The organism is Kribbella sp. CA-293567, from assembly GCF_027627575.1.
In the GTDB taxonomy this organism is placed as follows: domain Bacteria; phylum Actinomycetota; class Actinomycetes; order Propionibacteriales; family Kribbellaceae; genus Kribbella.
In genome coordinates, this window is the sequence record NZ_CP114065.1 from 880,650 (window position 1) to 902,333 (window position 21,684).

18 protein-coding genes and 1 riboswitch are annotated in these 21,684 nt (G+C 69.8%); of the genes, 11 read left to right on the top strand and 7 right to left on the bottom strand.

The window, feature by feature from the left end:
* Window positions 1-2: 2 nt before the first annotated feature.
* Window positions 3-1,307 (bottom strand): NRAMP family divalent metal transporter, encoded by a 1,305-nt coding sequence (locus OX958_RS04230; RefSeq protein WP_270135832.1) that lies wholly within the window; start codon window positions 1,305-1,307, stop codon window positions 3-5.
* A 170-nt stretch (window positions 1,308-1,477) separates the two neighbouring features.
* On the opposite strand from OX958_RS04230, the gene OX958_RS04235 reads away from it, so the two are divergent.
* The 3 genes from OX958_RS04235 to OX958_RS04245 are packed head-to-tail and all read left to right on the top strand — an operon-like array spanning window position 1,478 to window position 4,424.
* Window positions 1,478-2,203, top strand: a complete 726-nt coding sequence (locus tag OX958_RS04235) for a GntR family transcriptional regulator (protein ID WP_270135833.1) — start codon at window positions 1,478-1,480, stop codon at window positions 2,201-2,203.
* 3 nt (window positions 2,204-2,206) lie between these two features.
* Window positions 2,207-2,977, top strand: coding sequence for a putative hydro-lyase (locus tag OX958_RS04240; protein ID WP_270135834.1), 771 nt, complete (start codon window positions 2,207-2,209; stop codon window positions 2,975-2,977).
* A gap of 22 nt (window positions 2,978-2,999) precedes the next feature.
* Window positions 3,000-4,424 carry an aminopeptidase P family protein gene (locus tag OX958_RS04245; protein ID WP_270135835.1) on the top strand — a complete coding sequence of 475 codons (1,425 nt, stop codon included), beginning with the start codon at window positions 3,000-3,002 and terminating at the stop codon, window positions 4,422-4,424.
* A 193-nt stretch (window positions 4,425-4,617) separates the two neighbouring features.
* On the opposite strand, the gene OX958_RS04250 is transcribed toward OX958_RS04245, so the two are convergent.
* Window positions 4,618-6,087, bottom strand: coding sequence for an alpha/beta hydrolase (locus OX958_RS04250; RefSeq protein ID WP_270135836.1), 1,470 nt, complete (start codon window positions 6,085-6,087; stop codon window positions 4,618-4,620).
* 97 nt (window positions 6,088-6,184) lie between these two features.
* Between OX958_RS04250 and OX958_RS04255 the strand changes: the two genes are divergently transcribed.
* Both OX958_RS04255 and OX958_RS04260 read left to right on the top strand, forming a co-directional pair.
* Window positions 6,185-6,517 (top strand): DUF3817 domain-containing protein, encoded by a 333-nt coding sequence (locus OX958_RS04255; RefSeq protein WP_270135837.1) that lies wholly within the window; start codon window positions 6,185-6,187, stop codon window positions 6,515-6,517.
* A 76-nt stretch (window positions 6,518-6,593) separates the two neighbouring features.
* Window positions 6,594-6,686: riboswitch (glycine riboswitch) on the top strand.
* Between the two features lie 77 nt (window positions 6,687-6,763).
* Window positions 6,764-8,137 carry an L-serine ammonia-lyase gene (locus OX958_RS04260; protein WP_270135838.1) on the top strand — a complete coding sequence of 458 codons (1,374 nt, stop codon included), beginning with the start codon at window positions 6,764-6,766 and terminating at the stop codon, window positions 8,135-8,137.
* On the opposite strand, the gene OX958_RS04265 is transcribed toward OX958_RS04260, so the two are convergent.
* Window positions 8,099-8,791, bottom strand: coding sequence for an alpha/beta fold hydrolase (locus OX958_RS04265; RefSeq protein WP_270135839.1), 693 nt, complete (start codon window positions 8,789-8,791; stop codon window positions 8,099-8,101). The genes OX958_RS04260 and OX958_RS04265 overlap by 39 nt on opposite strands.
* Before the next feature lie 204 nt (window positions 8,792-8,995).
* Here OX958_RS04265 and OX958_RS04270 point away from each other — a divergent pair, with 204 nt between their 5' ends.
* Window positions 8,996-9,661, top strand: coding sequence for a hypothetical protein (locus tag OX958_RS04270; RefSeq protein WP_270135840.1), 666 nt, complete (start codon window positions 8,996-8,998; stop codon window positions 9,659-9,661).
* A 7-nt stretch (window positions 9,662-9,668) separates the two neighbouring features.
* Here OX958_RS04270 and OX958_RS04275 read toward each other — a convergent pair whose 3' ends face one another.
* On the bottom strand, window positions 9,669-10,355 hold the full coding sequence (locus tag OX958_RS04275; protein ID WP_270135841.1) for an SDR family NAD(P)-dependent oxidoreductase: 687 nt from the start codon (window positions 10,353-10,355) through the stop codon (window positions 9,669-9,671).
* Window positions 10,356-10,458: 103 nt separating this feature from the next.
* On the opposite strand from OX958_RS04275, the gene OX958_RS04280 reads away from it, so the two are divergent.
* The 3 genes from OX958_RS04280 to OX958_RS04290 all read left to right on the top strand — a co-directional run bounded on the left by OX958_RS04280 (window position 10,459) and on the right by OX958_RS04290 (window position 14,420).
* On the top strand, window positions 10,459-11,307 hold the full coding sequence (locus OX958_RS04280; RefSeq protein WP_270135842.1) for a helix-turn-helix transcriptional regulator: 849 nt from the start codon (window positions 10,459-10,461) through the stop codon (window positions 11,305-11,307).
* A gap of 148 nt (window positions 11,308-11,455) precedes the next feature.
* A complete protein-coding gene (locus OX958_RS04285; protein WP_270135843.1) occupies window positions 11,456-12,274 on the top strand; it encodes a hypothetical protein in 819 nt (272 codons plus the stop codon).
* 13 nt (window positions 12,275-12,287) lie between these two features.
* Complete coding sequence (locus OX958_RS04290; protein ID WP_270135844.1) at window positions 12,288-14,420, top strand: bifunctional polysaccharide deacetylase/glycosyltransferase family 2 protein; 2,133 nt, start codon at window positions 12,288-12,290, stop codon at window positions 14,418-14,420.
* A gap of 6 nt (window positions 14,421-14,426) precedes the next feature.
* Here OX958_RS04290 and OX958_RS04295 read toward each other — a convergent pair whose 3' ends face one another.
* Both OX958_RS04295 and lysX read right to left on the bottom strand, forming a co-directional pair.
* The gene (locus tag OX958_RS04295; RefSeq protein WP_270135845.1) at window positions 14,427-15,395 is read right to left on the bottom strand and encodes a hypothetical protein; all 969 of its coding nucleotides are present in this window, start codon (window positions 15,393-15,395) and stop codon (window positions 14,427-14,429) included.
* A gap of 119 nt (window positions 15,396-15,514) precedes the next feature.
* Window positions 15,515-18,865 carry a bifunctional lysylphosphatidylglycerol synthetase/lysine--tRNA ligase LysX gene (gene lysX, locus OX958_RS04300; protein WP_270135846.1) on the bottom strand — a complete coding sequence of 1,117 codons (3,351 nt, stop codon included), beginning with the start codon at window positions 18,863-18,865 and terminating at the stop codon, window positions 15,515-15,517.
* Between the two features lie 94 nt (window positions 18,866-18,959).
* Between lysX and OX958_RS04305 the strand changes: the two genes are divergently transcribed.
* A complete protein-coding gene (locus tag OX958_RS04305) occupies window positions 18,960-19,610 on the top strand; it encodes a DUF998 domain-containing protein (protein ID WP_270135847.1) in 651 nt (216 codons plus the stop codon).
* On the top strand, window positions 19,607-20,356 hold the full coding sequence (locus OX958_RS04310; RefSeq protein ID WP_270135848.1) for an alpha/beta fold hydrolase: 750 nt from the start codon (window positions 19,607-19,609) through the stop codon (window positions 20,354-20,356). Before OX958_RS04305 ends, OX958_RS04310 begins: the two co-directional genes overlap by 4 nt.
* On the opposite strand, the gene OX958_RS04315 is transcribed toward OX958_RS04310, so the two are convergent.
* A complete protein-coding gene (locus tag OX958_RS04315) occupies window positions 20,343-21,593 on the bottom strand; it encodes an ROK family transcriptional regulator (protein ID WP_270135849.1) in 1,251 nt (416 codons plus the stop codon). The two genes, OX958_RS04310 and OX958_RS04315, sit on opposite strands and share 14 nt — an antisense overlap.
* Window positions 21,594-21,684: the final 91 nt, after the last annotated feature.

Here is a 21,684-nt window from a genome sequence, read left to right on the forward strand (position 1 = left end):
TCCTATCCGAACAGTTCGAAGACCGGCTTGACCGAGCGGACGGCCAAGTAGATGGTCAGCAGCCAGGCCGCGCCGCCGATCGCCAGCAGCCACTTGGGGTACCGGTACCCACGCAGCAGGTCCGTGCGCTGCCACGCCACCCAGAGAAGTACGCCGATACCCACCGGCAGCAGCAACCCGTTGAAGGCGCCGGCGAACACCAGCAGTTGCGTGGGCGCGGTGCCGACGGACAGGTAGATGACCGCGCTGACGGCGATGAACGCGACGACCAGGATGGTCCGGGTCCGGTCCGTCGTCCTGGTCCGGGAGGTGACGAAGGTGACCGTCGTGTACGACGCGCCGATCACGCTGGTGATCGCCGCGGCCCAGAGCACCACTCCGAACGCGCGCAACCCGAACTCGCCCGCCGCTTGCTGGAAGGCCGAGGCGGCCGGGTTCTTCGGGTCGAGGGCCTTGCCGCCGGTGACCACGCCGAGGATCGCCAGGAACAGCACGATCCGCATCACGCCGGTGATCAGGATGCCGGTGACCGAGCCGCGGGTGATGTCGCGGACGTGCTGCGGGCCCGAGATCCCCGAGTCGAGCAGGCGGTGGGCGCCGGCGTACACGATGTAGCCGCCGATGGTGCCACCGATCAGGGTGGTGATCGCCAGGAAGTCGACCTGCTCGGGCAGCACGACGTTCTTCAGTGCGGTACCGACCGGTGGGCCGGAGGTGAACGCGATGTAGGTGGTGAGCACGATCATCACCGCGCCCAGCACCAGCACCACCCGGTCGATCGCGACGCCGGCCCGCTTGGACAAGAAGATGCCGATGGCAACCAGAGCGGAGAGTGCGCCACCGAGCTTGGGATCCAGGCCGAGCATCGCGTCCAGGCCGAGGCCGGTACCGGAGACGTTGCCGATGTTGAACACCAGGCCGCCGACGAACAGCAGCGCCGCCATCGCGTAGCCGAGGCCGGGGAAGACCAGGTTGCCCAGCTCCTGGGCGCGCCGGCCGGAGACGCCGATCACCCGCCAGACGTTCAGCTGCAGCGCGATGTCGACCAGGATCGAGGCGGCGATCGCGAACGCGAACGCGGCGCCGAGAGTGACCGTGAAGGTGGTCGTCTGGGTGATGAACCCCGGACCGATCGCCGAGGTGGCCATCAGGAACATCGCGCCGATCAGGGTCGACCGGGTGCTCGACTTCATCGCGGTCTCGGGCGTCTTCCGGCCGGCTGCCGGGGGCAGCTGGCCGTGGGCGGGGCGGGTACCGCGGGATCGCCGGTTCGGCTTCGAGGTCGGTTTCGTGGGGGGCTTCGGCATGGCGGTGCTCCTGGGGGTGATGGGAAAGCTGCCGGTCGGTCTCCTGCAGACGGTCGGTAGGTGTCTGAACGCCTTGGGTAATTGTGAGAGTAGAGATTGTTGAACAATCCTGCAAGACTCTTGTTCATCGAAATTTCCCACCGCACCGGGAGGTGAGCGATGATTCGGAGATGTCCATCAGTCAGCGCGACGACGAGAGCCGGCAGGCCTGGCTCCGGGGTGTCGCCGCCGACGTGGCCCGGCAGGACCGCAGCAGCTCCGCCGAGCGGGCGGCCGACATCCTTCGCCGCAGCATCACGGAGGGTGCACTGCGCCCCGGTGCCCAGCTGTCCGAGATCGAACTCACCGAGGTTCTCGACGTCAGCCGGAACACGCTGCGGGAGGCCTTCCGGCTGCTCACCCACGAGGGTCTGCTGGTCTACAAGTTGCACCGCGGCGTGTTCGTGCCCGAGCTGGACGAGCGGGACGTGGTCGATCTCTACCGCCTGCGCCGGGTCCTGGAGGTCGACGTACTCCGCGCTCTCGCCGACCGTGCCCCCGAGCTCCCCGACGAGCGGCTCGAACCGCTGCTGGCCGAGGTCGAGGTCGCCGAAGCCGCGGCGCTGGAAGGGCGCTGGGCCGCGGTCGGTACGGCGAACATGCGGTTCCACCGCCACCTCATCGGCCTGGCCGACAGCAGCCGGCTCGACGACATCACCGGTCGGCTGCTCGCCGAGCTCCGGCTGCTCTTCCACGTCATCGCAACCCCACAAGAGCTGCACGAGCCCTACATCGCCCGCAACCGCGGTATCCACCAACTGCTCCTGGAGCATCGGTACGACGTGGCCGCCGACATGCTGCAGGTCTATCTGCTCGACTCCGAGAAGGGCCTGCTGGACGCCTTCAAGGCGAGGTGACGGATGCTGACCCCGGCCGGCGCGCGGGCGCGGTACCGGGGTGGGCTGATGGTTCCGACCTCGGGCCACGCGCCGGGTTTCACCCAGGCGAACCTCGTCGTGCTGCCGCGCGACTGGGCCTACGACATGCTGCTCTTCGGTCAGCGCAACCCGCAGCCGGTGCCACTGCTCGACGTCACCGACCCGGGGTCGGCCAGTACGGCGCTGGCGCCTGACGCCGACCTGCGCACCGACCTTCCGCAGTACCGGGTGTGGCGGGACGGGGAACTGGCCGACGAACCGTCGCAGGTCGCCGATCTGTGGCGCGACGACCTGGTCAGCTTCCTGATCGGCTGCAGCTTCAGCTTCGAGAACGCTTTGCTGGAGGCGGGCGTGCCGGTCCGCAACCTCGAGCAGGGGCGGAACGTGTCGATGTACCGGACGAATCGCGAGTGCCGGCCGGCCGGGCGGTTGAGCGGCCCGCTGGTGGTGTCGATGCGGCCGATTCCGGCGGCGCTGGTGGCGACCGCCGTCCAGGTGACGGCACGGATGCCGCGGGTCCACGGCGCGCCCGTGCACGTGGGCTCCCCCGAGGCGCTGGGGATCGCGGATCCCGGGCAGCCGGACTTCGGTGACGCGGTCGAGGCCGAGCCCGGCGATGTTCCGGTTTATTGGGCTTGCGGAGTGACGCCCCAAGCTGCGTTGATGGATTCACGGCCCCCGTTCGCGATCACGCACGCCCCTGGGCACATGTTCGTGACCGATGTGCCGGATGCCGTCTACCGCCAGCCCTGACGCCAGCTCTTAGGGGGAGCAGATGAGTGAAGACCGGACCGAGGAACAGCGGAAGTCGTACCGGCCGATCGACGCGGCCGGATTCCGCGAGTCGATCGCGCGGGACTGGGGGGCGGTCGACCGGTCCGTGCGGCTGCCGGCCGGCCTGGCCGAAGCAGCGGCGGAGCACCGGCGCAAGCTGGCGGCGGCGCTGCCCGGTCGCCGGATCGCGGTCGCCGCGGGCCGGGCGCCGGTTCGGTCGAACGACACCGACTATCGCTTCCGTGCGGACAGCGACTTCGTCTGGCTGACCGGCTGTCAGGCCGAGGGGGCGGTGCTGGTCATCTCCGGTGACGGCGACGCGACCCTCTACCTGCGCGAGACGGCCGGACCGTCCGAGGCCGACTTCTTCGCCAGTGCGCGGGACGGTGAGCTGTGGATCGGGCCGGTGCCGGGGCTGAAGGACTGGTCGGAGGCGTTGCAGCTGCCGTGCCGGCCGGTCGAGGAACTGCCGGCTGCCGTGCGAGGCGCCGTACCGGCGATGATGACGACGTACGGCGTGGAGCCGCTGCTGGACGCGCTGGCCGGCGGCAACCCGTCGAACACCCAGGAACTGCGGCAGTCGCTGGCCGAGCTGCGCCGGATCAAGGACGACTGGGAGCTCGACCAGCTCCGCGAAGCGGTCGACGCGAGCGTGCTCGCGTTCGCCGACGTGGCGCGCGAGCTGCCCGAAGCGGTGCGTGGTGGCGGCGAGCGCTGGCTGGAGGGCACCTTCGACCGGCGCGCCCGGACCGCGGGCAACGGGCCGGGGTACGCGTCTATTGTTGCTGCTGGCAACCATGCGCCGGTGTTGCACTGGGTGCGGAACGACGGTGCGGTGCGCGAGGGCGACGTGATCCTGCTCGACGCCGGGGTGGAGACGCGGACGCTCTACACCGCCGACGTGACCCGCACCTTCCCGGTGACCGGTGAGTACACGCCGGCCCAGCGGCAGGTGCACGACCTGGTCCACAAGGCGCACGTGGCGGCGCTCGACGTGGTGCGGCCGGGGTCGCCGTACCGGGCCTTCCAGTACGAGGCGATGCGGGTGCTGATCGAAGGACTGCGGGACTGGGGTGTCGTCGACGTCTCGCTCGACGAGGCGCTCGGACCGGACGGTCAACAGCACCGCCGGTACGTCGTCTGCGGGCTCGGTCACTACATCGGCCTGGACGTCCACGACTGCGACGCGGCCCGCCCGGAGACCTACTTCGCCGCCGACCTCGACGTCGGGATGGCGCTCGCGGTCGAGCCGGGCCTCTACTTCCATCCTCACGACGAGACCGTCCCGCCCGAGCTGCGTGGCATCGGCATCCGGATCGAGGACAACGTGGTCGTCCACTCCGACCGGCTCGAGATTCTCACCGAGGCGCTCCCCATCACCACCGACGGCCTCGAGGCCTGGACCCGCGGCCATCTTCCCGGCTGATCGAGGCGCGCAGGGCGATTACTTGGAGTCACGGAACAGGCACCGAAAATAATCTGGTCACCTGCAGTAACACTCGGGCCGTCTGCACGATGTAACGGGCGGGGGAGGGTCAATCCCGGCCTGGTGCGCTGCAGTGGGGGGCCGCGGCGGCGCACCGGCCGGGCTGGCCCCGACTGAGGACCCGGGGGGGACCTCAGCCGGTCGGCGGTACCGCGGCGCAGCGGGTGCTGCGCGGTGGGAGCTTCAGCGCCACCAGGTAGTCGTTGACGGCCTGCTGAGTGCAGGGGCCCGAGTTGTAGACGCCGTGACCCCAGCCTTCGTAGGTGACCAGGACTCCCTGCTTGCCGAGCTGCCGGGCGACGCTGCTGGCTCCCGCGTAGCCGGTCGCCGGATCGTGCAGCGAGTTGAGCAGCAGCGCCGGAGTCCTGAGCCCATGCACCTCGACATCGCGCTGCGGATTGGGTGCCTTCGGCAGCCCGAGACAGTTGGTCACGGCCATCAGCGTCGGCGGCAGCTTCAGGTCCGCGGTGTTCCGGGCGATTCGACGTAGGTGAGCAGCAAACTCGCCGTACGTGCGGACGGGCAGGCTCAGATCCCGGCAGAACGGCGCCAGCGGGTTCGGCGCCAGCCCGGTCGGTACGGGCGGCTCACCGGTCGGCGGAGCGCTCTCGTCGAGCCGCTTGAGGAGGTTGGCCAGCGCGGCCCATCTCGGCTCGTACAGCTGACGGAAGGCGCCGAACGTCAGCGAGTACGGCGTTGCCTTCAGCGCGGATTGCCGAGGATCGGGGAGCTCACCTCGGGCTGCCCTGGCGACCAGGTCTGCCCAGAGTGCCGAGATGTCGCGGCCGTGCAGCGAACAGGTGGTGGTCTGCTTGCACCACTTCACGAACTCCGAGAACGAGTCCTGGACCGTGGCGGCCTGGTCGTCGAGCCATCGACCGGTGGTCGCGTCGCCGTGGTCGAAGACGCTCTCCAGTACCAGGGCACGGAGGCGGTGCGGATACCTCTCGGCGTACTGCTGGCCGAGGAGGGTGCCGTACGAGCTGCCATGGAAGGTCAGCTTGGACTCGCCCAGCGCCGCGCGGATCGCCTCGACGTCACGCACCGACTGCAGGGTGTCGACGTGGTCGTAGAGCGGACCGGTGTTGGCGCGGCAGTCCTGCGCCAGGTCGCGGTTGTAGCGGATCGTCTGCTCGAAGGCCGCCCGGTCGGCGATCACCGGCGACGGCTGCTGGGCCAGCAGCGCGGCCGAACAGACGACCGGGTTGCTGCGGGCGATCCCGCGCGGATCGAAGCTGACGATGTCGAACCTTTCCTCGATCAACTCGGGGAAGCGGGTCATCCCGGTGCGGATCCGGTCGACACCTGAGTCGCCGGGACCGCCGGGGGCGAAGAAGAGGGTCCCGACGCGGGCGGCCGGGATCTTCGCCGTACGGCGGGCGATCACGAGGCCGAAGGTCGGGCCGGCCGGGCGGTTCCAGTCGACGGGGACCTGCAGAGTGGCGCACTTGGAGCCGCGAACCAGTTCTGGGTCTTCGGTGGGTCTGACCTCGCAGTCCGTCCACTTCAGGGCGGCGGGCGGGGCAGCGGAGGCCGGCAGTGTGGTCAGGCAGGCGACGAACAGGCCGCCGACCACGCCCCAGGTAGTGCTTCTGAGCTTCATCCACCGATCCTCGGCAAGCGGCTCCCGAAGCGCATCCGGGGTGACCCCGGCCCGGACCCCGGCAGGGTTCGAGGGACTTGTTAGGGTCGGTGCCCTGATGACTGAGACGACGACCGCGGTAGGGAAGCCGGCCCGATCCAAGCACGCGCGGGTCTTTCGTGCAGTGGCGATCGCCGAGGCGCTGTCCTGGACCGGACTGCTGATCGGCATGCTGTTCAAGTACGTGCTGTCCGACAACGAGATCGGCGTGAAGATCTTCGGGCCGATCCACGGCGGCATCTTCGTCGCCTACGTGCTGACCGTGCTCGCGGTCCGCAAACCGCTGCGGTGGAGCCTGCCGGTCACGCTGGCGGCGCTCGCGGCCAGCATCCCGCCGCTGTTCACCTGGTTCTTCGAGTTGTGGGCCCAGCGCACCGGCCGGCTGTCCTGAGTTCACCGGCCAACGGATTGACGCGCGCCGCCGGTGCGCCGTACCGTCGCGGCGAGTGACAAAAGAAGCAGCCGCATGAACCCGTGCGGGAGAGACCCGGGCCTGACCCGGGCGCCGTAGGAGCAACTCTCCCCAAGAATCTCTCAGGCACCTTCACCGTACGGGCGAGGCACCTCTGGAAGGCACACTGCCTGACAGAGCGGGGAGGCATACCAATCGGTCAGTGACGACCAGGAGGCCTCCAGTATGGCGATCAGTGTGTTCGACCTGTTCAGTATCGGGATCGGTCCGTCGAGTTCCCACACGGTGGGACCGATGCGAGCCGCCCGGACCTTCGCGCTCGGTCTGGTGGCCGACGGTCTGCTCGACCGTACGGCGGCCGTCGAGTCGCAGCTCTTCGGCTCGCTCGGGGCCACCGGCCACGGGCACGGCAGCAACAAGGCGGTCATCCTCGGGCTGGAGGGTGAGGACCCGGAGACGGTCGACACCCGCTCGGTCGAGACCCGGGTGGCCGCGATCCACGCGGCCGGCGTACTGCGGCTGGCCGGGCAGCGGGAGATCGTCTTCGACGAGGGCAACCAGCTGATCATGCACCGCCGCAAGGCGCTGCCCTACCACCCGAACGGGATGACCTTCCTGGCCCGTTCCGCCGAGGGCGACGTACTGCGCGAGCGCACCTACTACTCGGTCGGCGGTGGTTTCGTCGTCGACGAGAACGCCGCGGCCGGTGACCGGATCGTCGCCGACCGGACCCCGCTCAAGTACCCGTTCCTCTCCGGTGACGCGCTGCTCGAACGGTGCCGCGAGTCGGGGCTGTCGATCAGCGAGATCATGCTCGCCAACGAGCAGGCCTGGCGGACCGAGCAGGAGATCCGCGACGGCCTGCTGCACATCTGGCAGGTGATGCAGGACTGCGTCGAGGAGGGCTGCGAGACCGAGGGCACGCTGCCGGGCGGGCTGAAGGTGCCGCGCCGGGCGCACGCGCTGCATCAGAAGCTGAGCAGCGACAAGTGGTCGGTGGACCCGCTGAAGGTGATGGACTGGGTCAACCTGTTCGCGCTCGCGGTGAACGAGCAGAACGCGGCCGGTGGCCGGATCGTCACCGCGCCGACCAACGGCGCGGCCGGCATCATCCCGGCGGTGCTGCACTACTACTGCCGGTTCGTGCCGGGCGCGAACGAGGACGGGGTGGTCCGGTTCCTGCTGGCCGCCGCGGCGATCGGCGTTCTGTACAAGGAGAACGCGTCCATCTCCGGTGCCGAGGTGGGCTGTCAGGGCGAGGTCGGATCGGCCTGCTCGATGGCCGCCGCCGGGCTGTGCGAAGTACTGGGCGGAACGCCCGAGCAGGTCGAGAACGCGGCCGAGATCGCGATGGAGCACAACCTCGGGCTGACCTGCGACCCGGTCGGCGGACTGGTCCAGATCCCTTGTATCGAACGCAACGCGATGGCGTCGATGAAGGCGATCAACGCGGCCCGGATGGCGATGCACGGTGACGGCGTGCACGTGGTCTCGCTGGACAAGGTGATCAAGACCATGCGTGAGACCGGCGCCGACATGAAGATCAAGTACAAGGAGACCTCACGAGGCGGCCTGGCCGTGAACGTGATCGAGTGCTGACGGATCCTCCACGTGCGCGTTGTGCCCGAGCCCGGGCAACGTGACGACCTGACCGTGCAGAGCGGTCAGGTCGGCGTCGGTGTTCATCGGATCGAGCTCACCACGAGCCAGGACGACCTCGCCCTGGCTCGCCGCGATCAGCCTCGCCATCTCCGGCGCACCGACCCCGAACGTGCCCGGATCCATCGCCAGCCGCCATCGTCCGTCGACCTCCCGCAGCCCGTGCCCGACGACCTCGCCGGCGGGATCGACCAGACCTTGCAGCCCTGAAACCTTGAGAAACCGAGCCGCCGCCGCGTCCCGGTCCTCGAACCACGTCACCGGCTTCCGAGCCAGCGCCCCCGCCCGGCCCAGGTCATCGGCCGACCAGCTGACCTTGACCCCCAACGCAACCACGCGATCAACCTGTACGCCGTACCGGCCGCCGGCCAGCTCGAGCGCGATCACCCCGCCCAGCGAGTGCCCGACGACAACCAGCCCCCGGCGTACCGGCAACCCTTCGGCAACCCCCGCGGCCATCGCCTCGAACGTGTACCCCGGCAAACTCCCCGCCACCCCATGCCCCGGCAGATCAGGCGCCACCCGAGGCCCTCCCCACCCATCCCAAACCCGCCCGTTGGCACCGAGCCCATGCAACAACACGAGAGCAGACATACGCACCAGGCTGCCACAGGATGTGACCGAGGGTGCTGTGACTGTGTGCGGTAGTGGGCGTGCGGGTGGTGAGAATTGTTGTTGGGGGTGTTTGAAACGGCGGGTGACCGCTACTGTGCGGGTCTTGTGAAGCCGTTCTTTGAGGGAGAACAGGCAGAACGTCACTGGGGCCGGGCGAATGCTGAGGAGCTTCTCCGTCGGGTTGTGGTGGTTGTTGCTGCGTCGTTGGGCGTGTACGCCGTGCTGGTGGTGGTCAGCCTGCTGGGTGGGCCGCGGCTTGGTGCGCCGTTGATTCCGTTGCCTGGTGGTGGTCCTGGAGTGCGGGCCGCTGCGCCGGTGCCGGGTGAGTTGACGCGTGGGGACGACAGCGACAATCTGCCGTCGATACCGCCGCAGGTGACTGCGGTGCCGTCGGTGCCGCCGATGTCGACCGGGCCTGTGGACGAGACGGGGCAGCCGCAGCCGTATGGGTGGCCCTTGGTGACGAACGCGCCCTCGGCCGGACCGACCTCGACGACCACCTCGACGCCCGGCGATCCCGGTATCGGTGAACCCTCACGCGGGCCGGCCGAGCGCCCGCTGCCTTCAGTGCCGGGGGCAACCAAGCAGCCGCCGGTGCCGGCGGGGCCGACCGGGACGCCGCAGACTTCGGCGATGCCGCAGACGCCGGACGGAACGCCGACGAACCCGACCGACCCGACCGATCCCACGGACCCGACCGGCCCGACGGATCCGACGGATCCGACCGACCCGTCGAGTACGCCGGAGCCGACTCCTCCGACGGAGACGCCGACCGAACCGCCCGCGCCGCCGGAGTCGCCCTCGGTGGTGGATGCGCTGCTGGACCTGGTCGACGACCTTCTGCCCTGAGGCGGAGTCACCAGGGAACGACGCCCGCGCTGCGCTGGTAGGTGGCGGTCGGGCCGGTCTGGTCGATGGTGGCCAGCCGGACGATGATCTCGGCGCCCTCCGGGATGGTCTGGTTGCCGCGGTGGCCGTTGAAGTCGGTGGCCGTGTAACCGGGGTCGACGGAGTTGATCCGGATGCCGGGGTACAAGTTCGCGTACTGCGCGGTCAGCATGTTCAGCGCGGCCTTGGACGAGCTGTAGATCGGAGCCGGGATCCAGGCCGGTTCGCGGACCGCCGGGTCGGTGGCCATGGCAATCGAGCCCAGGCCGCTGCTGACGTTCACCACCACCGGGTTTTCGCTTGCCTCCAGCAACGGCAGGAAGGTGGCGAAGACCCGGAAGGCGCCGAAGACGTTGACGTCGTAGACAGCCTGGAAGTCGTCCGCGGTCAGCTCGCTCGGTGAGACGAAGGGCCCGGAAACCCCCGCGTTGTTGACGAGTACGTCGAGTTGCCCGACCTCCTTGGCGGCCGCGCGGACCGACTCGTCGTCGGTCACGTCGAGCTGGACGAAGCGGGCGCCCAGCTCGTCGGCGGCTCTGCGTCCACGCTCGGGGTCACGCGCACCGACGTACACGGTGTGGCCGAGGGCAACCAGTTGACGGGCGGTCTCGTACCCGAGGCTCTTGTTGGCCCCGGTGATCAGTGTTGTGGTCATGGCTCCAATCTCGTCGCGTGCCGGCCGGTCAGGTAGTGCACGCTTCGTCCTGGGGACCGGCAGTACCCAGGCTGATCCGGCCGGCGGCCGACATACTGGAGACGTGGCTGAACTTGGCAAGACCCTGCACGCCTGGCGGGATCGCGTGACTCCGGCGGAGGCGGGCCTGCCCGCGGGTGGCAACCGGCGGGCGCCCGGGCTCCGGCGCGAGGAACTCGCCGCGCTGGCCGGGCTGTCGGTGGACTACGTCCTGCGGCTGGAGCAGGGCCGGTCCTCCGCGCCGTCCGTTCAGGTGCTGGAGGCGCTGGCTCGTGCGCTCCGGTTGAGCGATGCCGAACGCGGCCACCTGTTCGTGCTCGCCGGTCAGGCTCCTCCCGCGCCCGGACAGATCTCGGCGCGTATCCCGCCCGGCATCCAACGCTTGATCGACCAGCTCCAGGGCGCGCCGCTCAGCGTCTGCGACGCGGCCTGGACGATGGTCAGCTGGAACCCGATGTGGTCCGCCCTGATCGGTGATGCCTCTCTGCTCCGCGGTCGCGAGCGCAACATCATCTGGCGCCACTTCATGGCCGAGCACGGCGAGGTGGCCGGCTTCGGTCGGGTCCACCAAACCCCCGAGCAGGCCGCGGGGTTCGCTCGCGCGATGGTCACCGACCTGCGCGCCGCGGCCGCGCGGTACCCCAAGGACGCCGGCCTGCGCGCCCTCATCCAGGAGCTCCGCACCAAGAGCAAGCACTTCGCCCAGCTCTGGGACGACCACGTGGTCGGCTTCCACGAGTCCAACACCAAGCTGGTCGATCATCCCGATCTGGGTCCGATCCGGCTCGACTGTGACGTCCTCACCGCGCCGGGCAGCGACCTGCGCCTGATCGTCTACACCGCCCCGCCGGGCTCCGAAGCCGCCGAGAAACTCCGCCTGCTCTCGGTGGTCGGTCTGCAGTCACTCAGCTGAGCAGACAGCGGATTTCGACCCCGGCTCGTGCAGTAACTCCTGCCGTTAGTGGCTCTGCGCAACAGTTCGTAGCAGCGAGTTTTCGCTTGCCCAGTGTCTGTTCCTGCCGGTCGGACGGGCGTAGTGTTCGCTGCGAGACGGGGGAATCATGAAGTCGTTTTTTCGCGAGCCGGTGTTCGTCGATCCGACCGGCCGCCGCAGCCGGACTCTCCGGCGAGCCGGGGTGGTGGTGATCGCGCCGACCTCGGCGTACCTGGTGCTGTTGGTGAGCAGTGTGCTCGGTGGCCCGACGATCGACACTCCGCTGCTGCCACCCGCCGCCGCGGATCGCGCGCAGGCGGATTCGGCGGTGCGGGAACCGGCCGGTGGAGAAGGCCAGGTCGAGCAGGTCCCGGTGCCGAACACGGTGATGGTGACGACCGGCCCGACCGCGGCGTCGATCGGGGTGGACTCGACGGCGAGAGCCGCGGACCGCACGGCTGCTCAGTGGCCGGCTGTGCCTACAGCCGCGAAGCCGGCAGCCGGTAGGACCGTCGAGCGGACGGCTTCGGTCGGAGTACGGGTGAAGCCGACGCGGCAGGTGACAGAAGCGGCGAGCAAGCCAGGCGTCCAGGCGGTTGAGAAGACGGTGACCGAACACCCCGCCGCGAAACCGGTGGTCACCGAACCAGCGACCAAGCCGGCGATCAAGCCGACCGCGCCGAAGCCACCGAAAGCCCCAGTAGTCCCGGTCCCGCCGGCATCGGTGGTCAAGCCGGTCGTCAAGCCTGTGGTTGAACCGGTCGTCAAGCCCGTGCTGGCGCCGGTGGCCGCAGTGGTGACTCCGGTCGTCGAGCCGGTCAGCAGGGTGGTGAGGCCGATTCTCGCGCCGGTGGTCGTTGTGGTGAAGCCGATCCTCAAGCCGGTGGTCGATCCCGTGGTCGAGCTGACCGGTGGGGTCGGAGGGTTGCTCGGCCTCGGCAAGTGACGCCTGATCGGTCATGATCCGCCGCCGTACTCATCCGCCCAGTGCCCGCCAGGTGCCGCTGCGCACCCACTGGCTGGTCCTGACGGTCTGCGTCGTCAGCCTGGTTGCCGCGCTGCTGCTGAACGGCTACACCCAGCACCTCTTCGGTACCGCGCCGGACGCCGAGCCGCCGGAGCGTACTTCGTTCGCCCAGGTGCCCGAGCAGGTCAGCGGCGGTGGTCCGGTCATCGATGCCAGCGGCGCCGAGATCCGGACCGCCGCGCCGAAGCCGAAGACGATCGCGCTGACCTTCGACGACGGCCCCGATCCGGTCTGGACGCCGAAGATCCTCGACCTGCTCAAGGAACACGACGCCCGGGCCACCTTCTTCGTGGTCGGCGTCCAGGTCGCCGAGCACCAGCGGCTGACCCGGCGAATCGATGCCGAAGGCCACCAACTCGGCCTGCACACCTTCACCCACGCGGATCTGGCGGCGCTGCCGAACTGGCGCCGCTCGTTCGAGCTGCGGCAGAGCCAGCTGATCCTGGCCGGCGCCGCCGGAGTGAGTACGCCGCTGCTGCGGCCGCCGTACTCGTCCAGGGCGGAGGCTGTCGCCGACGAGGACTGGGCGGGAATGCGGTACGCGCGAGAACTCGGCTATCTCACCGTGCTGACCACTCAGGACAGTGAGGACTGGCGCCGGCTGGGAGTCGAGCGGATCCTCAGCAGTTCCCGCCCGGTCGGTGACGCCGGGCAGATCCTGCTCGTCCACGACGCCGGCGGGGACCGGAGCCAGACGGTCGCGGCGCTCGCCGTACTGATCCCCGAGCTGAAGGCGCGTGGTTTCCGGTTCGAGACGGTCAGCGAGACGGTCGGAATTCCCCAGCCCGTCCGGGCCGCCACGCTCGGCGAGCGACTTCGGGGGCTGGGGATGATCGCCGCGATCCAGCTCAGCGGCATCGTCCTGCTGGTGCTGACCTGGCTGCTCTACCTGGCCGGCGGCCTGAGCCTGCTGCGCGCTGCGGCGACCGTACTGGCGGCACGCAGGCACTCGCGCACCCGGGCGGCGGCCTGGCCGGAGCCGGTCACGGAACCGGTCACCGTCGTGGTGCCCGCCTTCAACGAGAGCGCGGGGATCGAAGCGGCGGTCCGCTCGCTGGTGGCCTCCGATCATCCGCTCGAGGTGATCGTCGTCGACGACGGATCGACCGATGGCACGGCCGACCTGGTCGAGGCGCTGCGGCTGCCCGGCGTACGGGTGATCAGGCAGCTCAACGCGGGCAAGCCGGCCGCGCTGACCAGGGGGATCGAGGAGGCGGCGTACGAGCTGGTGGTGATGGTGGACGGTGACACGGTCTTCGAGCCGGATGCCGTCCGGCTGCTCGTCCAGCCGTTCGCCGATCCGGGGATCGGGGCGGTGTCCGGCAACGCGAAGGTGGGCAACCGCAACGGAGTACTGGGGCGGTGGCAGCACATCGAGTACGTCGTCGGGTTCAATCTGGATCGCCGGCTGTTCGACCTCGGCCGGTGCATGCCGACCGTGCCCGGCGCGATCGGGGCCTTCCGCCGGACCGCGTTGCTGCGGGCCGGTGGGGTCAGCGACGACACGCTGGCCGAGGACACCGATCTGACGATGACACTGTGCCGGGACGGCTGGCGGATCGTCTACGAAGAACGCGCGAAGGCCTGGACCGAGGCGCCGAGCTCGCTGGGGTCCCTTTGGCGACAGCGTTATCGATGGTGCTACGGCACTCTGCAGGCGATGTGGAAACACCGCGGCGCACTCACTCAGCGGGGCGAGGCCGGACGGTTCGGACGGCGCTGCCTGAGCTTCCTGCTGGCGTTCCAGGTGCTGCTGCCGCTGCTCGCGCCGGTCGTCGACGTGTTCGCGCTGTACGGCTTGATCTTCCTCGACCCGCTGCACGTCGCCACGCTCTGGCTGGCCTTCGTTTCCGTGCAGGCCTTGACCAGTCTCTACGCGTTCCGGCTCGACGGCGAGTCGATCGGGCCGCTGTGGAGTCTGCCCCTGCAGCAGTTCGTCTACCGGCAGCTGATGTACCTCGTGGTGATCCAGTCGGTCGTCACCGCGCTGGCGGGTTCACGGCTGCGCTGGCAGCGGATGGAGCGGTACGGCAGCCTGCAGGTGCCCGCGGGTCGCTCACGCTGAAGCGGGTCAGTACGGGTCGACCTTGGTGGACGAAGCGTTGCCCAGGACGGACGGCTTCAGCTGAACCTCCCAGCCCTGGTTCTTGCTGAACGGCTGGTCGAACTTCTTGAACGAGCAGTCGGAGCTGAACTGGCGCCGCTGCGGGTTCCAGTCCTTGCCGCTCTTGACGTACAGGGTGTAGCCGCCGCCGATCCGGTACACGGTCGCGGTCTTCTTGGACTGCACGTACATCATGATGTGCGGCTTGCCCGGCGCCCGGCCGGCGGTGACGATCGAGACGGCGACGTCCACGGCCGAGCCGTTCTTGACCCGCAGCGCGCCGGAGCCACCGGCGCCGGTCCGGATGATGACGTCGCCGTTGGACGGCCGGTTGCCGGTGGGCTCGGGGCCGAGGTCGGGCAGCGTCCGGCCGAAGACCAGGCCGAGAGTGCGCAGCTGGGTGACCGCGACGGACAGCGTGTTGACGAGCTGGCGTTGCAGCGCCTGGGAGACGAAAGCGAGTCCGCCGCAGCCGACGTTGCTGGTGTCGCCGGTGGCCAGCGAAGTACCCGCGGCCTTCAGCCGGAGTTGCAGCACCCGGTTGGCGGCGACGGCCCGCGCCGGTGGCTTGAGCGCTCCCAGTGCGGTGGACTCGGCGTTCAGGGTCTGCGCCAGGTTTTCCATCGCGGCGGTGAGGCTGTCCTCGGTCTTGACGGTGCCGAGGGCGTTGATGTCGCCGGCGATCCGCTGGTCCAGCCGGATCAGGGCGGTCTGGTACTGCGCCTGCGTCAGCGGCCCGGCCGGTGTCGTCGGCGTCGGAGTGGGGGTCGGCGTCGGCGTCGGCTCGGAGGTCGGCGCACTGGTGGGCTCCGTGGTCGTCGGTGCCGAAGACGTCGGGGTCACCTCCGCCAGCTTCCCCTCGTCACCCGAACCACCACAGCCGGCCAGCAGGACGGCAACGGCGACGCCGACCGAAACGGACAGAGTTCTGCGCATGAAAAAGCCCCCAGGCCTCGAAATTCCCCTTAGCGGCAAACCCTATGCGGCAAAGGCGTTTCCAGCGACCCCAATGACCGCTTCGTGTCAGACGGGCAGCGGCCCGGAACGGTTCCCGGTCAGCCGCGGGGCGCCGGCCGGACGAACGGGAAGGCGAGGGTGGCGCGGATGTTCTGGCCGGTCAGCATCATCATCACCCGGTCGACCCCGATCCCGAGCCCACCGGTCGGCGGCATCGCGTACTCCAGCGCGCTGAGGAAGTCCTCGTCCAGCGACATCGCCTCGGGGTCACCGGCCGCCGCCTTGAGCGACTGCTCGGTGAGCCGGCGCCGTTGCTCGACCGGGTCGACCAGCTCCGAGTACGCCGTACCGATCTCCGCGCCGAAGGCGACCAGGTCCCAGCGCTCGGCCAGTCGCGGATCGGTGCGGTGGGTGCGGGTCAGCGGTGACGTCTCCAGCGGGAAGTCGGTGTAGAAGGTCGGCAGGGTGGTGTTCGGCTCAACGAGTTCGTCGTACAGCTCGAGCACGAGTTCGCCCGCGGACAGGCCGAAACCGGCGTGCACCCCGTGGTCGGCGCACAGCTCGCGCAACCGCTCGATCGGCGTACCGGAGTCGATCGGTACGCTGGTCGCGCGGCCGACCGCGTCGTGCACGGTGATCACCGGCCAGTCGCCGGAGATGTCCAGCTCGCCGTCGGGCCGCTGCACCACCGGCTTGCCGAACACCGCGGTCGCGGCCTCGATCAGCAGCTCCCGGGTGAGCTCGCGCATCACGGTGTAGTCGGCGTACGGCTGGTAGGCCTCGACCGAGGTGAACTCCGGGTTGTGGGTCGCGTCGGCGCCCTCGTTGCGGAAGTTGCGGTTCAGCTCGAAGACCTTGCCCAGCCCGCCCACGCTGAGCCGCTTGAGGAACAACTCGGGTGCGATCCGCAGGAACAGGTCGGTGTCGTAGGCGTTGATGTGGGTGACGAACGGCCGGGCGTTGGCGCCGCCGTGCACCGCCTGCAGCATCGGCGTCTCGACCTCGATGAAGCCGCGCGACTCGAAGCCGTTGCGGAGCGCGCGGACCGCCGTACTGCGGTGCTGCATCATCTGCAGGGAGGCCGGGTTCATCACCAGGTCGAGGTGCCGCTGCCGAACCCGCGCCTCCGGGTCGGTGAAGCCCTTGCGCTTGTCCGGCAGGGGATGCAGGCACTTGGCCGCCATCGTCCAGCCGGTGGCCGCGATCGACAACTCACCACGACGGCTGGTGACGATCTCGCCGGTGACGCTGACGTGGTCGCCGATGTCGACCAGTCGCCGCCAGTTCTCCACGGCGTCCGCGCCGCAGGTGCCGGCGCCCAGCATCACCTGCAGGCAGTCCAGACCGTCCTGCAGCAGAGCGAAGGACAGCGCGCCGTGGTTGCGCATCCGCAGTACCCGGCCGGCGACCGAGGCCTGCTCACCGGTGTGGTGATCGGCCGGCAGGTTCTGGTGCAGGGCGCGGATCCGTTCCAGAGTTTCCGTCCGCGGCACCTCGACCGGATAGGGATCTATGCCCTTGGCAACTAGTTCGGTGAGCTTGGCGCGCCGGATCCGCTCCTGCTCGGTGAGCTTGCGATCCGGCAGCACCGGCCGCAGCAGCTCTTGTTCCTGTTCCTGCACGGAGATCGCGAACTGACCGTCGTCGGGCTCCATCACCGCGTGCCGCTCGGCCGTCTTGGTGCTGTCGACTCGCGTCCAGGGCCGCGGTGCGGGCAGGAAGCCCTCCGCGGTACCGGCGGCGAGAAGCACCATGGCCAGGGAGACGCCACGGGAGTAGCAGATCAGCCGGGGCGACCAGCGGGGCAGGTACTTCTCGTTGGACTGGTAGAGACTCTCCAGCTGCCAGAACCTCGACGCGGCGGTCAGCAGCGCGTTGGTGAGCCGCAGTACCGGACCGGCGCCGACGCGCTCGGCGTCGCTGAAGATCTCCCGGAACATGGCGAAGTTGAGCGAGATGTGGTGGACGCCGAGATCGCCGCAGGCCTCCACCAGGGCGTTGACCATGAACTCCATCAGGCCGTTCACGGACTCCGGATCGCGCCGCATCAGGTCGAGCGACACCCCGCGCAGACCCCAGGGCGCGAACGAGAGCAGGCCGCGGACGGTGCCGTCGGAGTCGCGCGCGATGACCATCACGCAGCGGGCGTCCGCCGGATCGCCGAGCCGGCCGAGTGCCATCGAGAAGCCCCGCTCGGTCTGCGCGCCACGCCACTTCTCGGCGAGCCGCACGTACTCCGCGAGAGTCTCGGGGGACAGGTCGCCGTGCCGGACCACCTCGGCGTGGTAGCCGGCGCGCTGGGCCCGGGTGACCGCCTGGCGGACCGGACGCATCGTGCGGCCTTCGAGGGTGAAGTCGGCGACGTCGATGATCGCCTCGTCGCCCATCGCGAGCGCGCGCAGACCGGCGTCGACGTACGCGCGGGCGGCTTCCTCGCTGGCCGACAGGACGGCGGGGGACCAGCCGTAGGTGCGGGCCTCGGCGAGCCAGCGCTGGATCGCGCCGGGCCAGGACGCCGGATCGCCGATCGGGTCGCCACTGGCGAGGCTGACCCCGTTGACCACCCGGTACGCGATGGCGGCCTCGCTGTCGGGGGAGAAGACCACGGCCTTGTCGCGGCGGGTGGCGAAGTAGCCGAGCGAGTCGCGTTCGCCGTACTCGAGAAGCAGCCGGCGGACGTGCAACTCCTCGGCCTGGCTGAGGTAGCGGACCCGGCGGACGGAGCGGAGGAAGATCGCGAAGGCGATCACCAGCGAGGCCGCCGAGATCGCACCGACGGTCAGGCCGACCCAGCCGTGCCCCTCGTGACCGCCCATCTTGCTGCGGCTCTGGCCGAGCGCGGCCATGATCGCCCAGCCGATCTTCTCCTTCTGGCCCTCCAGGGTCTTGGGGAAGACCTGGGTCAGGCTGATGCTGACCGCGATCGAGATCAGCAGCCCGGTGACCAGCGCGCCGACCGAGAGCCGGCGGGTACCAGGGGCCAGCCGGGCCGGGAAGGCGGCGCGGATCTTCCAGAGCAGCAGGACCAGGGCGGCCACCACGACCACCTGGGCGATGGCCAGCTCGAGGTCCTGCGGCTTGGCCTCGCCGAACTCCCTGAGCAGCTCGGGATCGCTCGGATTGGCCAGCCGAATGCTGGTGAAGCCGACGGCCGCCACCGCGGTCAGCAGCCAGAGCACCTCGAAGACCCAGAGCACCCAGAGCAGCGCGGCGCGCTTGCCCCGGAGCAGCGCGCTGCCGACCACGGCGAGGTACACGGCGGAGAAGAAGGTGTGCCCGGCCGGGATCCCGAAGAAGTCGAAGGCCAGGTCGACCCACTTCACGTAGGAGGGCGCGACCAGGTGCAGCGGGATCGCGACGAACGACCAGATCGAGGCGAGGACGACGACCCGCCCGACCCAGACCGCCGCTCGTTGCTTCCACTTCGGGATGACCTGTTCCGACGACACCGAAGGATCATCCCATCCCCAGCTGTTGACTTTGGTCTCGTATGTAACTCTGTGCGGCATGATGGCCGTCCCCGCCCGCTTTCCGTATCGGTTGATGCGGGGTGTTCTCGTGGCCGCGGGCGTGCTCTATTGCAGCCTGCTGCTCGAGCTGGTCGCCGGCTACCCGCTGAACGTCCATTCCTCCTTCCTGAGCGAGCTGGGCGCGCTCGACCAGCCGACCAGCGCCTACGCCCGTGCATTGGATCTCGGCGCGGGCGTGTTGCTGGTGCTCGCGGCGGTCCTCGGCCGGCCGGCGGCGCGGATGCACAGAGACGTTGCCGGGTTGCTGATCAGCGCCGCCGTCTTCGGGGCCGGAACGATGTCCGACGCGTTGTCGCCGATGAGCTGCGCGCCGTCGGCGAGTGCGGCGTGTCGGGAGTCCGAGAACGGCGGACAGGCGGGCACAGCGCTGATCCTGCACGAGATCACCTCGACGGTCGCCGGGATCGGAAGTGTTGCCCTGGGCATCTTCGCGGTCCTGGTACTGCGTCGCTCGGGCTGGGGCGGTCTGTGGGGCAGAGTGGTCGCCGTGCTGGCCGGAGCTGTTGTCGTGACCCAGGTCTGGCTCGGGATCGAGACCGGTCTGGAGGTGCTGACCGGCAACGATCTGCACCCGCCGGGGATCCTGCAACGGGTGTCGATCGGGCTGGTCTGCCTGATGCTGGCGACGTTGCTCCCCGGTCTGAGGCAAGCTTTCACTCGATGACTGATTCCTGGGTGCTGCTGCCGGGTCTGGCCGAGTCTCCTGAGGAGTTCGGCGAGGTCGTCGCGCGCCTGCCCGGGAGCGAACTGCGGGTGGTGGATCCCTGGCAGACGCCGATCACCGGACCGGTCTCCGAGTTGCGTGGCGGCGCGACGCTTCCGGTCGGGTTGCTCGGGCACTCGATCGGGGGCCTGGCCGCGCTGCGCTGGACGCTCACCCACCCCGGCGAGGTCGGCAGGCTGGTGCTGATCGACTCGAGCCTGACTGCGGAGACCGGGTGGCGGTGGCTGTACCCGGGAACGACGGGGGATCGAGTGGTGCGGGCGCTGCTGCGGGCTGCAGGGCGGGTCGGCGTACCGGGGGTGCTTGGGCCTGCTGCGCGGCGCGTGTTCGTCCGCGTCGGCAGCATGCGGAACCGGGACCTGCTGTCCAGGGCGGTCGCCCGTTCCCGGTACGGCGCTGCCGGCTCGTGGCTGCTGTTCTGGGAAGAGCTGACGGGCAGCTGGGTGCTGGCGGCCGAGGTCGCGCGGCTATTGGAGTCCCCGCCGGCTGCGCTGCCTCCCACTGTGTTGCTGGTGGCAACAGGGGGCAGCTCGCGTTTCACGGCCGCCAGCTGGCTGGCGGGTCAGCGTGCGCTCGCTGCCCAGCTCGACGCGAGTGTCGAAGTACTGGCTGACTCGGCGCATCTAGTCCACCTGGACCGCCCTGACGCCATCGCCAAGGCAGTCACCGGCCTCAGGCAGTCGTAGTCAGTGCAGGGGTGGGCAGCTTGCGCTGCCAGACCTCGTCGAGGGCCATGCGCATGGCGCCCGTCACCACGGCGTCCTCGGCCAGTGCCGAGAGCTCCAGCTTCGGGTGGTTGAGCGTGAGCAGCCGAAGCTGGTCAGAGATCGCATCGAGCAGTACGGCGCCGGCCCGGGCCACACCGCCACCGATGACGACCGCAGTCGGGTCCAGGACCAGTACTGCGGGCGCCAGCGCGCGGGCGAAGTCGCGGGCCACCTGCTGCACAACCGCCTGGGCCACCGGGTCACGCTCGGCTGCCGCGGCGAAGACGTCAGCGGTGTCGAGCTGGTCGCGACCGAGCTCGGCGAGCCGGGAGTCGGGGTTGGCCAGCGCGGCCTGCCGCCCGAGCTCAGCGATGGCCTCGGAGCCGACAGCACGCTCCAGCGGGCCGCGGCTGTCTTCGGGGTTGATCACGTCGTCCGGTGCGGTGGCGATGAAGCCGATCTCACCGGCCGCGCCCGTACCGCGGTGGAGGCGGCCGTCGATCACTATGCCGGCACCGAGCCGCTCGCCCCACTGGACGGCCAGCAGCGTGCCGGTGCCACCACGAGCGGCAGCGATGGCCAGCGCGGCCAGGTTGGCGTCGTTGTCGAGCATGACCGGGCAGTCGAGCAGACTGCGAACATGCTTGGTCAGGTCTACCGCGGACCAGCCCGGAACGCTGGGAACCAGCTGCACCCGACCAGTGTGCTCGTCCACGATGCCGGGGCTGGCCGCGACGGCAGCGGCGATGTCCTCGGCCGGCACCTCCGCCTCGGCAAGCGCCTCGGTGATGACCTCGGAGATGACGCCCAGCAGCTCCTGGGCGGTCCAGCCCGGGCCGGATCGGCGTACTAGGGAGAGCTTGCGGCCGGCCAGGTCGGAGACGCCCACGGTGACCCGGTGAGGACCGACATCCAGCCCGAGCACCGGCGCCGCGCGCCCGCGCAGCGAGACCCGGATCGCCGGACGCCCGAGCGAACGGTCCGCGGAATCAGGCCCGTGCTGCTGCAGCCACCCGGCGTCCAGCAACTCGTCCACCGCCTGGGCCACGGTCGGCCTGGCCAGTCCGGTGCGCTCGACCAGTTCAGCGACGCGCAGCGGCGCCGGCGCCGAGCGGCGAACCGCGTCCAGCACCGCGGCGACGTTGATCCGCCGCAGCATCGTCGTACCGCCGCCGCCGACCGTTCCCTTGCCCATGTCCGACCCCTTGCCTGCCACTCGCCCATCTTATATATAAAGCGAGCGTTCATAAATTACCTCGCGCACCCTGCGCGCCGTCGGCCTGTGCCCCGGACCCCGGGAGGCGGGC

What these genes read in the sequence shown, in the direction of transcription:
- OX958_RS04275 (WP_270135841.1), bottom strand. Translation starts at nt 10,355, where the DNA reads ATGACCACAACACTGATCACCGGGGCCAACAAGAGCCTCGGGTACGAG.
- OX958_RS04285 (WP_270135843.1), top strand. Translation starts at nt 11,456, where the DNA reads ATGAAGTCGTTTTTTCGCGAGCCGGTGTTCGTCGATCCGACCGGCCGC.
- OX958_RS04310 (WP_270135848.1), top strand. Translation starts at nt 19,607, where the DNA reads ATGACTGATTCCTGGGTGCTGCTGCCGGGTCTGGCCGAGTCTCCTGAG.
- OX958_RS04305 (WP_270135847.1), top strand. Translation starts at nt 18,960, where the DNA reads ATGCGGGGTGTTCTCGTGGCCGCGGGCGTGCTCTATTGCAGCCTGCTG.
- OX958_RS04240 (WP_270135834.1), top strand. Translation starts at nt 2,207, where the DNA reads ATGCTGACCCCGGCCGGCGCGCGGGCGCGGTACCGGGGTGGGCTGATG.
- OX958_RS04245 (WP_270135835.1), top strand. Translation starts at nt 3,000, where the DNA reads ATGAGTGAAGACCGGACCGAGGAACAGCGGAAGTCGTACCGGCCGATC.
- OX958_RS04290 (WP_270135844.1), top strand. Translation starts at nt 12,288, where the DNA reads ATGATCCGCCGCCGTACTCATCCGCCCAGTGCCCGCCAGGTGCCGCTG.
- OX958_RS04260 (WP_270135838.1), top strand. Translation starts at nt 6,764, where the DNA reads ATGGCGATCAGTGTGTTCGACCTGTTCAGTATCGGGATCGGTCCGTCG.
- OX958_RS04265 (WP_270135839.1), bottom strand. Translation starts at nt 8,791, where the DNA reads ATGTCTGCTCTCGTGTTGTTGCATGGGCTCGGTGCCAACGGGCGGGTT.
- OX958_RS04250 (WP_270135836.1), bottom strand. Translation starts at nt 6,087, where the DNA reads ATGAAGCTCAGAAGCACTACCTGGGGCGTGGTCGGCGGCCTGTTCGTC.
- OX958_RS04295 (WP_270135845.1), bottom strand. Translation starts at nt 15,395, where the DNA reads ATGCGCAGAACTCTGTCCGTTTCGGTCGGCGTCGCCGTTGCCGTCCTG.
- OX958_RS04230 (WP_270135832.1), bottom strand. Translation starts at nt 1,307, where the DNA reads ATGCCGAAGCCCCCCACGAAACCGACCTCGAAGCCGAACCGGCGATCC.
- OX958_RS04235 (WP_270135833.1), top strand. Translation starts at nt 1,478, where the DNA reads ATGTCCATCAGTCAGCGCGACGACGAGAGCCGGCAGGCCTGGCTCCGG.
- OX958_RS04255 (WP_270135837.1), top strand. Translation starts at nt 6,185, where the DNA reads ATGACTGAGACGACGACCGCGGTAGGGAAGCCGGCCCGATCCAAGCAC.